A 13,266-nucleotide genomic window follows, 5' to 3' on the forward strand; every position below is an offset into this window, starting at 1 on the left:
GTCGGCCAGCGGCAACGGCTGACGTCGGCATGTCCGGCGTCCAGGGCAAAGCCGACGAGCAGCGCCCACGCGTTGCTGGCTTCTACCCGGCTCGCTCGATGTAGTCGAGTTTGTTGTTCCACGTTCCGCCGCCAGAACAGGGAGTGGCGGTCAGTTCGGAAGCGACGAACTTCGCGGGAAGCCTCACCGTGGCGCATTGATCTGAGTAGAGGTAGACGGCCCAGTTGGAGTTGTTGGCGGCGCTGGAGATCTTGCCCCGGAGGTTGGCAGGTACGTTCCACCGCTCGCCGGGTCCCAGGTCCACGGCCGAGGAGGCAGCACCTGTGAAGTCCTCCCACTCCCAGAAACAGACCCAGCCCACGCGGCAGTCCGAGAGGGCCCGAGTGCCCGGACTCACGGACGGAGCGGCGTTGGCCGTGCCGACCGTGAGCGTTCCGGCTGTGAGGAGTGCGCTTGCGAAGAGCAGAAGCCTACGGCGTGGGCGCCATGCGGTCGATGTGGACGAGATGCTGTTCTTTCGCACGGTGATGGACCTCCCATGATGGCGTTCCAACGGATGTCAACGTGCAGTTTTCAGAATCCTTCGCACCCGCAGGACAAAACCGACCAGCTTGAACAGATCAACGCAATCACTCATCGTCTCTGCGGACATTTACCAGGTTGGGTCTGACAGCACCGTGCCGTCATTGACCCTGGGGCGCGACTTCTTTGACGACGCGTCGCATGTGGCAGGGCGGGCAATAAGACCGTGTCCTACATGGTCAGTTTTTGGGGGGCGTGACCGTTGTGATGGTGGGCAGCGAAGAGACCCGGCTGGTGGTGCTGAGAGGCAACAGCGCCTCGGGGAAGTCGTCCGTCGCGGCCGGCCTGCGTGAGAGGTTCGGCCGCGGCCTGGCTGTGGTCGGCCAGGACAACCTCCGCCGCATCGTGCTCCGTGAACGGGACCGCCCCGGCGCCGCGAACATCGGCCTGATGGACCTGACCGCCCGCTACGCCCTGGACGCCGGATTCCACGTCGTCGTCGAAGGCATCCTCTCCGCCGACCGCTACGGCGATATGCTCGCGGCGCTGCGGGCAGACCACCGCGGCCCGACCCACGGCTTCTACCTGGACGTGCCGTTCGGCGAAACCCTTATCCGGCACGCCACCAAGCCGATCGCCGATGACGTCAGCGAGACGCAGCTGCGCGACTGGTACCGGCCGCGCGATCTGCTGCCCGGCGGCATCGAGACCGTCATCGGCGCCGACAGCGCCCTGCACAAGACCGTCGACCGCATCATGCTCGACACTGGCCTGTCCCACCTGCCCGCCGTGGACCGCTGACCTGCGTAACGCGCCGGCGCTACCCCGACCATGAGACGGACAGAGGCCGACCCGGGCACGGCCGAGCCTGTGGTCGGCCCCGACCATGGCTGGTCAGCACCGGCCGGCGCCTCTCCGTAGGCGGTCGTGCTTCATGCCTGGTGATGTCCGGAGCTGGTCCAGGGGACTCGCTGGTCGGGGTCGTGGACGGGGCGCCACACGGGTGCGGAGGGGCCGTGGCGGAGCACGTCGGCCAGCGGCGCGGCGAAGACGGGGACGTCGCAGATAAAGCGGGACGACGTCAGCAGTCTGGCTCCCGCACGCAGGGCGCTGATCCGGTTTTTGACACCGGCGGGCCCGGTGCCGTCCAGGACGAACAGGACGAACAGGACGCGCGGGAAGAGCGGGTGGCGCCGCCGCCACTCTTCCACCGCCGGTTCCTGGAGGGCAGGCCGGCGCCCCGGCACCACGGGCACGTAGCGGTAGAGACGCTCGTACACAGACAGCTTGGCAGCGAGCCGCTCGGGGCCCATCGTGGCCCGGTCGACCTCCACGAACGCCCGCAGCATCGGCCCGTCGCTGCCGCCGACGGGGCCGCGCCGGTAGTACAGGAGCGCGTCGGGGATGACGGCCTCGCCGTTCCCGATCGGGTGGTGTACCTCGGTCATCCAGTCCAGCGGTCGGCACAGCTCCCCGCGGCGGCGGGCGTCCTCGAGGAAGACGAGCGCGGTCTCGGTCAGCGCGTGGCCGGCCTTCAGCTGCACGGTGGTCGGATCGGACACCACCCTGCTGGAGGGCCGGTGCCCGTGCATCTCGTGCCACTCGCAGGCGAGCCGCACACCGTACAAGGTCGGGAACCACACCCGGGTCCGCCCGGCCTGCGGCAGCGTGATGCGCTCAACCAGCCCCTCGGCGCGCAGCCGGATCAGCCGCCGCCGGGTCTGCTCGATCCGCACCGAGGGAGCGATCACCCGGTGCAACTGCTCGGCAGTGGCCATTCGGTACTGCGCCAGCACGCCCAACGCCAGCCGGTCCCCACCACCCACATCCACACCGATCATCACCATTGGTCCGCCTTCCGTACGGTGCGGCGCCCGTCCTGCCGGGCGCCGCGCGTACCGCTCACCGCAGCAGCCGGCCCCGACCAGAGCCCTAACCACGAAGATCCGACCACGGTCACGAGACGACAACACCGCCGCAGACCAGGCGCACGTCCCCTCCGACAACCCGGCCGACAACCACCCACCCCCTCTGTCACGCCAGCCCGTGAACCCGCAGGTCACCACGGTGGCCCGGCCGTGGTCGGCAGGCGGACATCCCCGTTGCGGCCGCTTTTGCCCATGTTCCTGGAAGGAGTTGAAGGTGAGGAAAAGGGAAGGCGTGCGTGCCGCTGCCGGGGTTCGGAGCCCGCTCGCTCTGATTGCGCGTCGGCAGGCCGCCGCGCCGGGTCCGCGGTTGAATCCGGCGGGCTCGGTTCCTGGAAATGCGTGGTGACGGCCTGATGATCCCGTTTAGCGTGATCTGGCTGGCGATCGTCAGCAGCATGTGGTGAAGACACTGGAGTTCCGATGGTTCTGCCCGCACGACTCACCGCCGCCCTGGGACGACACCCCGACGACCTCACCGAGGACGATCTGCAGCGTGCGGTCGACAACCGGATACCCGAGAGTGTCGACCTCGACTGGAAGAAGGACTTCTACAAGGGCGCCGACGCGGACAAGAAGGAACTCGCCAAGGACGTGTCCGCCATGGCCAACACCGCCGGCGGCATGGTCGTCATCGGCGTCGACGACGGCAAGCAGGACCACGCCCACGACCTGGCCCCCTTCGACCCGGTCCCGGGCCGCGGTGAAGAGTGGATCCGCTCGGTGCTCGCGAACTGGATCCAGCCCGTCGTTCCCAACGTCGGCGTACGGGCCGTGAGGTCCGCAGCCCACGAAGGCAAGATCTACTGGCTGCTCACCGTGCCCCGAAGCACCCAGGCCCCGCACGCCGTCGCGGCCCCGGGCAACGACTACCACTTCCGGGTCCACGTCCGGCACGGCACCACGACCCGCACCCTCTCCGAATCCGAGATCGCCCAGCGCTACCGTGACCGTTTCCAGGCCGCCTCCGACGACGTCGACCGCCTGAAGCAGGTCGCCGACGCAGGCATTGGCTACTTGTCGGCCTATCTGACCAGCACCGAGCACGGCGGCAGCCCTAGGGCGACCTTCTCTCCTGCCTGGGTCGGCCTAGCCGCGGTCCCGGCCGCCCGGGGCACCTACCCCCTGAGCACACGGGCGGACCGAGACGCAGCCTTCGCCCGCTTCCGCACGCTCGCCTGTGAAGGAGTGACCATCAGCGCGATGCCGGAAGGCATCGCGCTGGTCGGACGCCGCCAGGCCCGCTTCGAGGGCAAGACAACCGGCCAGCTCCACCAGGACGGCAGCTTCTACGCGGCACTGCCCCTCAACTTTCAGAGCGATCACTACAACGAAGACGGCCCCAAGCGGCTGTATCACCGCCGGCTTGAACTCGATCTCGTGGCTCTGGTTCAGGCTGCGGCAGCCTGGGCGGCGGAGACCGGAGCGGTCGGTGACATGGTGCTGTCCGCTGCGCTCCACCGCTTCGACGGCGGCGACGGGCCGGTGCGCCTGGTCGAGTCAGAGGAGGCCTACCCGAGGGAGGGCACCGTTGCGCCGTTCCCGGAAAACCCGGCACAGACCACGGTGGACCTTGGTGCCATCGTCACCGACAAGCGGGAGGCCGTGGTCGCGGCCTACGTCCTCGTCGCCGATCTGTTGGCCGACATGGGAGCGCACCAGCCTTACGTCCTGACCCCTGACGGGGACATCCAGACTGGCCGGCTCAACGCCGACTATCGCCAACAGCTCACCGGTTGGACCGCGTAGGGCGATGCCGCCGACCGAGCCACAGCTCGAGACCCTGGGCCTCGACAGGCCCGGGGTCCGGTGGGGGAGCGGCCGGAGGACGTCTCAGTAATCGTCCCGTTCGGAGGGCGGTCCGTACTGCTCGATCAGGTCGCAGGTGCAGGCGCCGCCCTCGTACACTGCCTTGTCGCACTCGTCATGGTGGTGCCGTACCGGCGGCCGCTTCGCCGGGACGACAGCCGTGGGCGGGGCGGGAGGCCGGTCGGCTCCGGCCTGGGCGGCGGCCCTGAGCTCCTGGTCCACGACGGCGGTGGCGATCTCGTCCTTGCGCCACTGCTCGGGGGAGTTGTGGCGTACCAGGCCGCCCGCGTAGGCCATGCGCAGCAGTTCGGCCTTGGTGTGCTTCCGTGTCAGCTCGGTGAGGCGCTTCATGCGCGCCAGGCCGCGGGCCGCCTCGGCTTCGCTCTCATCGTCCGCCCCTGCGTCGCCCGCGTCGGGCTGCTCCGGCACGGGCGCTTCCGCCGGTGCAGGCTGCTCAGAACCTCTGTCCGTCGGTGCCGGGCCTGCCCAGTCGACGCCCAACGCCGCCAGGGCGGCGCGCTGTTCGGCGCTGAGCTTGTCCCGCCTAGCGCGGGTGTTCGAGACCCATACGCCCAGCTTCACGACCACCGGCTCCGCCTCGCCGCCGACCGCGATCTGTTCGCTCGCCCCGCGCGGCACCGGACGGCCTGCGCCTTCCCGCTCCACCCATTGGGCGAGGGACTGTACACCCCGCTGGAACGCCTGCTGGGCCTTCCCCGAGCCCTTCGACCGCGTGGCCGATGGGGCGGGAGACGGCGCCTCAAGCGGCTGTACGCCCAGTGATGGTCTGCAGGAGAGTGTCAGTCGGACATCGTCATTTAGGTGTCAGCGGCACAAGCCAGGTGACCTGGTGGTTGGCACTGACTCCGGTGCCGATTCAGTACTGACATGAGTGACGAAGGCCCATGTCGTTCTCGTGCAGACCGTTATAGCGGGTGCAGGGTCTGCGCTGGTCAGAGACGTTACTGACTTCGGCTCGGCAGGGTGATCTTTCGCGAAGTCCCTGCTGGGGATGGCGTGTCGGTTGTATTCCGTGGTGTGTGAGGTATGCGGATGGGGGCGGGCTGACCGCGATGGGGCGTCAGCGTCGGGAGTCGGTGCGGTTGCAGGCGGCCGAGTTGTTCGAGCAGGACATCAAGCCGCCGGAGGTCGCGCGGTGGCTGCGGGTGAGCCGGAAGTCGGCCTACCAGTGGCATGAGGTATGGCGCGAGGGCGGGACGGCGGCCCTGGCCTGACGTGGTGCGGGCGGCACTCGTTGTCGCCTGTCGCCGCGCTGCCTGGAGAAACTGGCCGCGTATCTGGAGCAGGGGCCGGCTGCGCATGGCTGGGTGGAGGACCAGGTGTGGACCGGGCCCGGGTGGCCACGCTGATCGGGAGGAAGTTCCACGTCTCCTACCGCGTCTCGGGTGCCACGCGGTTGATGCACCGGCTCGGGTTCTCCCCGCAGGTGCCCGCCAGGCGGGTGGCCGAGCGAGACGAGCGGGCGGTCGACGTCTGGAAGGAGGCGACCTGGGCGGAGGTAAAAGAGCCCGGGCGGCCTGCGGGGGTTACATCTGCTTCGAGGACGAGGCCGGGTTCACCCGCAGGCCGCCCAAAGGACGCACCTGGGGCCGGCGTGGGATCACCCCGGTCGTGACGGTCAGCGGACGCCGCTTGGGACGGCTGTCGGTGGCCGGGCTGATCGCGATGCAGCCCGGTTCGCGCACCCGGCTGTGTCATCGCCTGCGCACCCATCCCGTGGGCAAGGGCGAGCGCCGAAGCCTGGGCGAGCGGGACTTCATCGCGCTGATCGACGGCGCCCACCAGCTCGTGCGGGCGCCGATCATGCTGGTCTGGGACCGGCTGAACACCCACCTCTCCCACGCCATGCGTGAGCTGATCGCCGAGCGTGAGTGGCTGACGGTGTTCCTGTTGCCCGCGTATTCGCCCGACCTCAACCCGGTCGAGTGGGTGTGGGCGCACGTCAAGCGCAGCCTGGCCAACCTCGCCGTCGTCGCTCTTGACCGGCTCGAACGGCTCGTACGCAACCGGCTCAAACGACTCCAGTACCGGCCCGGCACCCCCGACGGCTTCATAGTCGGCGCCGGCCTGACCATCGACGCCCCAGCGTCACCTGACAAGCCGAAGTCAGTAACGCCCTCTCAGACGGTGACGACGAGCTTCTTCGCGGAGACGCCGTCGCGCAGCCGTCCCAGTCCCGCGGGGATGGCCTCGAGCCCGTGACCAACGACTTCCGCTTCTGGTTCGGCGCGGTAGGCACCGGTGGCGAGGGCTGTGGGGAGGAAGTCGGTATAGATGGCGGGACCAACCTCGTTGTCCTTGAGTGAACCGCCCCAGATGCTGCTCACATACACGCCGCGGGGTGCACGCAAAGCGAGCATGCGCGTCACGAGCCCGGGCGCGGCGCATGAGACGCGTTTGGTCCCCGGCGCGCGTGCCGCAACGCGCATGACCTTCGGCAGCGATCCGTTGCCGATTGCGAGCGAACCGGCGAGCGGGACCTCGCCGATCGCCGCCACGAGTTCGTCAACTGCCTCCGAGCTGTTCCGGTCGATCGCGGCGGCGGCGCCCAGCGAGTGCAGGTAGTCGAAGTTGCGGGGCGAGGCGGTGGCCACCACGCGGTATCCCGCGTTGCGGGCCAACTGGATCGCGTTGCTGCCCACACCGGTCGATCCGCCCCACACCAGCACCGTCTCCCCGCGGTCGGCAGGATCGGCGGTCGGCAGGTCCAGGCCGAGTCCGTCGTGCTGGAACATTCCGCTTGCCGCCGTCGACAGCTGAAGCGGCAGCACCGCAGCCTGCTGGAAGGAGAGCGAATCCGGGATCGGGGAGACCACGTGGGCCATGAGGATGACGTAGTGCTGGAACGCGCCCTCGGCTGCCCGGTTCTGCGACCGTTCGAGGCCAAGCGCATGTCCGAGTACCCGGTCGCCCACCGTGAATCTGTCCACGCCGGGGCCGACCGCGACGACCTCGCCTGCGACGTCCCCGCCGACGACGGCTGGGAAGGTCAGCCACGGCACGACGAGCCGGTAGGCGAAACCAGGGATGCCATCCACCAGGTTCAGGCCGATTGCCCGGGTCCGCACCACTAGCTCATTCGCCCCCGGGCGCGTATACGGCGCGGGTCCTGCTTCGAACTTCCGGCCACGTTTGGGCAACCACAGAGCCAGGTTCTCGGGTGCCCGGTGCATCGGGCTCACGTCGTTCACGTAGTTCACAGCCCTCAAAGTAGGCGCTGACTAGAAACTAGTCAATGTCTATTTTGCGGTACGATCGAGTCATGTCCAGGCAGCCCTTCCACCACGGCAACCTCCGTGCCGAGTTGCTGGAGCGGGCGGAGGCGGTGCTGCGTGAACGCGGCGTCGAGAAGCTGTCACTGCGTGAACTCGCCCGAGACGCAGGCGTCAGCCATGGCGCGCCCCGCAGTCACTTCATCGACCGCGGCGCTTTGCTGGACGCCCTCGCCGAACGCGGATTCGACCGTCTGGCCAAGGCCGTCGAAGCCGCCGTACGCACTCTCCCCAAAGACTCTCGAACGGACTTCGGCCTACTCCGCGCGGCTGGCAGCGCCTACCTCGATTTCGCCGCCCACAACCCGGACCTGGCGGCCCTCATGGTCGCCGCGAAGGCCGACGACACGTCCAGGCCGGTCCACGACGCCGCGCTCCGGCTCTTCACCACCATGACCGCGCTCGTGACCACCGCACTCTCCCCTCGCTTCAACGACCGGGAGACCGCCGAGCGCCTCACACTGCTGCTGTCGGCGACAGTCCAGGGCATTTGTTCACTGATGACCTCCGGCCGAATCTCAGCCACACAAGGCGACGCCCTCCTTGATGACGCCATCCACGTCTTCATCGCCGGAGCCGTCAGCAACACCCCGTAGCCCGATCCCGCATTGCTGATTCCGGCGGGTCAGTTCGGTCTGTCGAGAGCGAGGCCTGTCCCGGCGAGGAATCCGCCGAGGATGCCGTGCCGGCGCCGCGGCACCTTGACTTCTCCTCGACGGGCGCACAAGTGCCGCCTCGCCCAGGCGCTCCGACGCGGCTCGCCGCACTGCGAGGACACCGCTGCGGCCAACCGACTTTGCGATGGCCGATGGCCTACCGGATGCATGAGGCTGGACCTGCTTGCCGACCGGCGGGCCGGTCCATGTGCGCCGAGCTCAGCTGGTCGGAGTACGTTTCGGTGAGCCGCACGGCATGGACCAAGGCGAAACGCCAACCGCAACCGCCCCGCCACCTCTGGCGGGTTGATCTCCTGCTCGAACAGCTCGGCCGCCCGCATCCGCACCGACTCCCGGCACGAGCCGGGCCCGGGTCAGAGCCTCGTAGTCGGGGTTGACCACCAGGGCCGGACCGATGTTGCACGCCTCCGAGACGAACAGTGCGACCATCGAGGTGGGCAGGTCCTTCATCCGGGTGGTGCCGTCGCCGAGGTGGACGAACGCGTCGAGGAAGGCGGTGCAGGCGTTCACCTCGAACAGCAGGTCCGGCAGGTCGGTCTTCGGGAGTATCTTCTCGACCCGCCCCCGCAGCCAGGTCAGGGACTTCGGTTCGCCGAGCGCGCCGAGCTTGTCGACGTTCAGCTTCACCCGCCCCTCGTCCTGCACCTCGATGGAGACCTTCGCCGCCGGCCCCGCCTCTTCCAGGCGTGTGGCGAGCAGTTTCCATCCGGCGTCCAGGCCGCGCACCAGCTCAGCCAGGTGCTCGGTGACGGGCATGTCCAGGCTCAGGGCCGCCAGGACGTTCTCCCCGACCGCGTCCCAGTCGGGTCCGTCCAGTAGGCGGGCGCGCGGGTTGGACCAGCGGTGTGAGGGCGAGGCGAAGACGTCGCGGTTGTTCAGGGTCCGGTGCAGTTGCTCCAGCACGCACACCACGTACGCGTCCCGGTCCACCGCTCCCTGCGGCAGGTCGGGGTTGGCGTACACCGCCTTGCGCCAGGCCGGTGGCACGAGCTTGTCGTCCACCTCGCGCGGTAGCAGCGGCTCGACGCCCACCTTCCGCCGCGCCGGCGGCGGAAGACCCCGCACCCCGGCCAGGACCCGCTTCCCGGCGCTCGCCGCGTCCAGCGCCTTCGACTCGCCCAGCAGAGCGAGGAACGGGCGCACCGTGGCGTACCGGTTCGCCAGCGCGGCCCGCATGGCGACCTCGGCCGAGTTCTCGTCCTCGGGCACCAGCGTGACCACCGTGGCCGCCGCGGTCATCACGGCGGCGCGCGGGGCGACCTCCTCCACCGCCGCCCACAGCGCGGCCACGTCCAGGTCCGCCTCTTGCTCCTCGAACAGCTCCAGCTCCTCGAACAGCACCTTCGCCGCCTGCGCGAGCACCCGCGACGCCTTCTCCAGCTGTGGCAGCATCGACAGTCGTTCCTTCTCCGTTTTCCGCTTCGCCGTGTTCAGCAGCCGGGTGGCCATGAGGACCTGGAACAGGTTCAGGGCCTCGTCAATGGCCTTCGCCTTCAGGTGCCGCTTCACCGCGGTGAGCATCGCCGTGCGCTTGGACTCCGCCGCCCGCACCAGCAGCGGTTCGACCCCAGCGCGTACCGGGCCAGCGCCGCCATCCGGTTCGGCGGGATCTGCGACAGCCTCAGTGCGATGTGGCACACCGGATCTTGTTCGAGCGGCAGTGGGTGATCGTCTGGACTGAGGTTCGAGCGCGGTCGCGAGCATGAGGGAACGGGCTCCCTTGGTAGTGACGCGGTTACGACACCAGCACGACCAAGGAAGCCCGTTGCCTGATCAGTTGAGCAGAATCTCTGTGCGTGCGTCCACGGCGGTCACGCCGCCTCAACCGTGACCACGAACGCCGCCCCGACCACCACGCCCAGCTGGTGTGGTGGGCCGCTGTGATCAGGCTGTCGAGGCGCCTGGCCGCAGACGCTCCGCGCTTGCCGGAGAAGCGTCCCGGCCGGCCGCTCCGGGCGCGGGCATGAACCGTCCGTCCTTCGCCCGCACCAGCCAGCCCCGCTTCTCCAGCACATAAGACACGGTGACGGATCTTCTCCACCTCGCTCTTGATCTCCGCCTCAACGCACTCAGTCAGACGATCTCCACCGTGGACACCGACCGCCGACCAGCCCGAGTATCCCGAAGCTCGCGCACACCGACCCCATGATCTGCAACTTCACAACGCACACCACTCATTCATGGTCCAGAGGCCGAACTGCCCGACTCCGCACGGGTGATCGCGGGGACGGTACGGCCGCGGGGACGGCTCCCGGTGCCGGTGCCACGGGCGGACACCCGGCCCGCGAGCTCTACCCGCTCGGCCACGGGCTGACGTAACCCGGGCGGTCTCGTGCGTCAACCCGTGGGTTGACGTCAGGTATCAAACCAGGAGTCAACCTGCGGGCCGAGGCCGTGCGGCGCCGCGGGCGGCAAGCTCTTCCCCATGACGACGACTGACTACCTCATCTCCGCCGCCCTGATCCTTCTGGTGATTCCGCAGATGCGCGGCGGCCGTCTGACGCCCCGCACGCTCCTGCTGCCGCTGGTGTCCGTCAGCGCCGCGGCCGCGCACTACCTTCATTCCTTCCCGACCGAGGGCCACGACATCCAGCTGGACCTCTTCGGCGTCACGATGGGCATCGTGCTCGGACTGGCCAGTGGACTGGCCACCCGCGTCAGCCTGACCGAGGACGGCGCCGCGTACTCCAAAGCCGGGTGGCTGGCTGCCCTTTTGTGGGTGCTGGGCATGGGCGCGCGCTCGGCCTTCGTGTACTGGGCCGAGCACAGCGGCGCTCACACCATTGCGCAGTTCAGCCGCGACAACCTGATCACCGGCACCGCTGCCTGGACCGCCGCGCTGCTGCTGATGGCCGTCACTCAGGTGGTATGCCGCCTGGTGGTAGTGCGCGTCCGGGCCTATCGGCTTACCTCCCCCCTTGTCACTCCCGCCGTGGCCTGAAGCGTGGCACCCAGCAGAGCGCCGCTCGCATTACACTCCGCCCTGGCCCGGTTCCGCGTTCGCGGGCCCGGGCCGGGCTTTGCGATCAGCGGCGCAGCGTGCATCTATTCTTCAGAAGTGACGGACATACTTCAGCCGACGGGCGCGGTCAGTCCACGGCTGGCCGTGGCTCTTGCCAGTGCCCGGGAGCGACGCGAAGGCAGGGGCCGGCGTATGCAGCCCGTGTTGTGGGGGGTCATGGCCGCCATCGCCGTCCAGTCCCTGCACGCTTCCCCCGCCCCCGGCGTCAGAGGCAGGCACCTGGCAGTCACCCTGGTGCTCGTCGGCTGTCTGCTGCCCATGGCCGCGGTCGCGTCGAACCTGTGGCCCCTCACCGGTCGTCCTGCCCGCTGCCTGGTGTTCTGCGTGCTGGTGGACGGCTTCGGGTTTGCTCTGGGTATCCTGCAGCCCGGCTCGATGTCCACCCTGCCACCGTCCGTCGTGGTCCTGATGGCCTTCCTCATCCTGGAGCGACGGGCGGCCACTGTGCTCGCGGTCGTCGTCATGGGCTGTCTGACCGGCGCGGCGGCCGCCGGGTTGGACGGCGGTACCGACAACTTCCTGCATCAGGTCCTGTTCGGCGTCATCCTGGCCGTCGTAGGCATCGTGGTGCGGCAGTCGATCATCAACGAGGTGGCCGTGACGGTGCTGCTGGCCCAGCTCGAGGACGCCCGGGAGGCGGAGACCGAGGCGGCGGCGCTGGCCGAACGCACCCGTATCGCCCAGGATCTGCACGACGTGCTCGCCCATACCCTGTCCGGACTGGCCGTGCAGATACAGGCCGCCCGGCGGATGGCCCGGCGAGACCAGGCGAGCGGGGATCTGCGGGGGCTGCTGGACCGGGCCGGTGAGCTGGTCAAGGAGGGTGTGGCCGATGCGCGCCGGGCTGTGCGGGCGCTGCGCGGCGAGCGCGTGCCCTCTCTCGAGCGGCTGCCCGAACTGGTCGAACGCTATCGGGTGGACCTGGAGCTCGACGTGACGCTGTCCGTGACCGGGCCGCACCGCGAGCTGCGGCCCGACGTTGGCGAAGCCCTGTACCGCGGTGTGCAGGAGGCGTTGACCAATACGGTCCGCTACGCACGCGACGCGCAGGCCACGGTGACGCTCGTCTATGAGCCCGGTGCCACAATCCTGACCGTCGAAGACCGCCGGACCGGGCCGGGACCGGTCCGGGCGGCACTGGTCGAAGGCTCCGGCCTGGGGCTGACCGGCATGCGCGAACGTGTGACCGGGGTCGGCGGCACCCTGCGAGCGGGGCCGACAGCGCACGGATGGGAAGTACGGATGGAGATACCCGCGTGACGGATCCCGGCGAGAGGGCATCTGACGGCGAGAAGATCAAAGTACTGGTCGCGGACGATCAGCAGATCGTACGTAAGGGCCTGGTCCTGCTGATCGACATGCTGGACGGCATCGAGGTGGTCGGCGCAGCCCGTGACGGTGCGGAAGCGGTGCTGCTCGCCGGACAACTGGCTCCGGACGTAGTACTGATGGACCTGAACATGCCGGTCCTCGACGGTGTCGCGGCCACTGCGACACTGCGTGAGCAGGTACCCGGCTGCAAGGTACTCGTGCTGACCACCTACGCCGACGACGGCTCCGTCTTCCCGGCACTGCAGGCGGGAGCGCGGGGCTATCTCACCAAGGACGCCGACGACGACGCGATCGAGGACGCCATCCGCAGCGTCCACGATGGCCGTATCTGGCTCGATCCTGAGGTACAGGCCCGCCTGGTCGCGGCCGTGCAGACCAGCGTGGTCGCATCGCCCGCCGCGCAGCGAGAACAGGCCCACACGCCGCGAACTCCCGCACCCTCCGACGTTCTGACCCCGCGCGAGACCCAGGTACTCACCCTCATCGCCCGGGGCCTGTCCAACGCGGAGATCTGTGCCCGGCTCGTCGTGAGCCCGGCCACGGTGAAGACGCACATCAACCGCATCTTCACCAAGATCGGCGTAGCCGACCGTGCCCAGGCCGTCGGCTACGCCTATCGCAACAACTTGGTCCAGCCCTGGGACTAACTGATCGTTTCAGATTGAAGTTTCATGTGATCCTTGGCA

The 13,266-nt window shown here is 68.9% G+C and carries 9 protein-coding genes and 4 pseudogenes; 8 read left to right on the top strand and 5 right to left on the bottom strand.

Annotated features, from left to right (window positions below):
- Window positions 1–82: 82 nt before the first annotated feature.
- Window positions 83–397, bottom strand: coding sequence for a peptidase inhibitor family I36 protein (locus ACFTZC_RS28610; protein ID WP_382894520.1), 315 nt, complete (start codon window positions 395–397; stop codon window positions 83–85).
- Between the two features lie 392 nt (window positions 398–789).
- On the opposite strand from ACFTZC_RS28610, the gene ACFTZC_RS28615 reads away from it, so the two are divergent.
- A complete protein-coding gene (locus ACFTZC_RS28615) occupies window positions 790–1,323 on the top strand; it encodes a kinase (RefSeq protein ID WP_382894558.1) in 534 nt (177 codons plus the stop codon).
- Window positions 1,324–1,454: 131 nt separating this feature from the next.
- Here ACFTZC_RS28615 and ACFTZC_RS28620 read toward each other — a convergent pair whose 3' ends face one another.
- Window positions 1,455–2,363, bottom strand: coding sequence for a replication-relaxation family protein (locus tag ACFTZC_RS28620; protein WP_382894522.1), 909 nt, complete (start codon window positions 2,361–2,363; stop codon window positions 1,455–1,457).
- 507 nt (window positions 2,364–2,870) lie between these two features.
- Between ACFTZC_RS28620 and ACFTZC_RS28625 the strand changes: the two genes are divergently transcribed.
- On the top strand, window positions 2,871–4,196 hold the full coding sequence (locus tag ACFTZC_RS28625) for a helix-turn-helix domain-containing protein (protein WP_382894524.1): 1,326 nt from the start codon (window positions 2,871–2,873) through the stop codon (window positions 4,194–4,196).
- Window positions 4,197–4,280: 84 nt separating this feature from the next.
- Here the strand turns inward: ACFTZC_RS28625 and ACFTZC_RS28630 are convergent.
- Window positions 4,281–5,039, bottom strand: a pseudogene (locus ACFTZC_RS28630) (helicase associated domain-containing protein); the annotation flags it as partial.
- A gap of 320 nt (window positions 5,040–5,359) precedes the next feature.
- Here ACFTZC_RS28630 and ACFTZC_RS28635 point away from each other — a divergent pair.
- Window positions 5,360–5,892: pseudogene (locus tag ACFTZC_RS28635) on the top strand (winged helix-turn-helix domain-containing protein).
- Window positions 5,808–6,371 (top strand): annotated as a pseudogene (locus ACFTZC_RS28640) (transposase); the annotation flags it as partial. The pseudogenes ACFTZC_RS28635 and ACFTZC_RS28640, both read left to right, overlap by 85 nt.
- 26 nt (window positions 6,372–6,397) lie before the next feature.
- Here ACFTZC_RS28640 and ACFTZC_RS28645 read toward each other — a convergent pair.
- Entirely contained in the window at window positions 6,398–7,477 is a 1,080-nt protein-coding gene (locus ACFTZC_RS28645) for a zinc-binding alcohol dehydrogenase family protein (protein ID WP_382894525.1), read from the bottom strand.
- A 62-nt stretch (window positions 7,478–7,539) separates the two neighbouring features.
- On the opposite strand from ACFTZC_RS28645, the gene ACFTZC_RS28650 reads away from it, so the two are divergent.
- Window positions 7,540–8,145, top strand: coding sequence for a TetR/AcrR family transcriptional regulator (locus ACFTZC_RS28650; RefSeq protein WP_382894527.1), 606 nt, complete (start codon window positions 7,540–7,542; stop codon window positions 8,143–8,145).
- A 417-nt stretch (window positions 8,146–8,562) separates the two neighbouring features.
- Here ACFTZC_RS28650 and ACFTZC_RS28655 read toward each other — a convergent pair.
- Window positions 8,563–9,851: pseudogene (locus tag ACFTZC_RS28655) on the bottom strand (Tn3 family transposase); the annotation flags it as partial.
- Window positions 9,852–10,651: 800 nt separating this feature from the next.
- Here ACFTZC_RS28655 and ACFTZC_RS28660 point away from each other — a divergent pair.
- The 3 genes from ACFTZC_RS28660 to ACFTZC_RS28670 all read left to right on the top strand — a co-directional run bounded on the left by ACFTZC_RS28660 (window position 10,652) and on the right by ACFTZC_RS28670 (window position 13,227).
- Entirely contained in the window at window positions 10,652–11,167 is a 516-nt protein-coding gene (locus ACFTZC_RS28660) for a hypothetical protein (RefSeq protein WP_382894529.1), read from the top strand.
- Window positions 11,168–11,404: 237 nt separating this feature from the next.
- Window positions 11,405–12,508: a sensor histidine kinase gene (locus tag ACFTZC_RS28665; RefSeq protein ID WP_382894531.1), complete on the top strand. Its 1,104-nt coding sequence runs from the start codon at window positions 11,405–11,407 to the stop codon at window positions 12,506–12,508.
- The gene (locus ACFTZC_RS28670; RefSeq protein WP_382894532.1) at window positions 12,505–13,227 is read left to right on the top strand and encodes a response regulator; all 723 of its coding nucleotides are present in this window, start codon (window positions 12,505–12,507) and stop codon (window positions 13,225–13,227) included. The genes ACFTZC_RS28665 and ACFTZC_RS28670 overlap by 4 nt, the downstream gene beginning before the upstream one ends.
- Window positions 13,228–13,266: the final 39 nt, after the last annotated feature.

The sequence above is a fragment of the Streptomyces sp. NPDC056987 genome (assembly GCF_042673865.1).
Taxonomy (GTDB): domain Bacteria; phylum Actinomycetota; class Actinomycetes; order Streptomycetales; family Streptomycetaceae; genus Streptomyces.

Excerpts from the sequence above, each read along its gene's own strand:
- ACFTZC_RS28615 (WP_382894558.1), top strand. The coding sequence starts at position 790 with ATGGTGGGCAGCGAAGAGACCCGGCTGGTGGTGCTGAGAGGCAACAGC.
- ACFTZC_RS28620 (WP_382894522.1), bottom strand. The coding sequence starts at position 2,363 with ATGATCGGTGTGGATGTGGGTGGTGGGGACCGGCTGGCGTTGGGCGTG.
- ACFTZC_RS28625 (WP_382894524.1), top strand. The coding sequence starts at position 2,871 with ATGGTTCTGCCCGCACGACTCACCGCCGCCCTGGGACGACACCCCGAC.
- ACFTZC_RS28650 (WP_382894527.1), top strand. The coding sequence starts at position 7,540 with ATGTCCAGGCAGCCCTTCCACCACGGCAACCTCCGTGCCGAGTTGCTG.
- ACFTZC_RS28660 (WP_382894529.1), top strand. The coding sequence starts at position 10,652 with ATGACGACGACTGACTACCTCATCTCCGCCGCCCTGATCCTTCTGGTG.
- ACFTZC_RS28665 (WP_382894531.1), top strand. The coding sequence starts at position 11,405 with ATGGCCGCCATCGCCGTCCAGTCCCTGCACGCTTCCCCCGCCCCCGGC.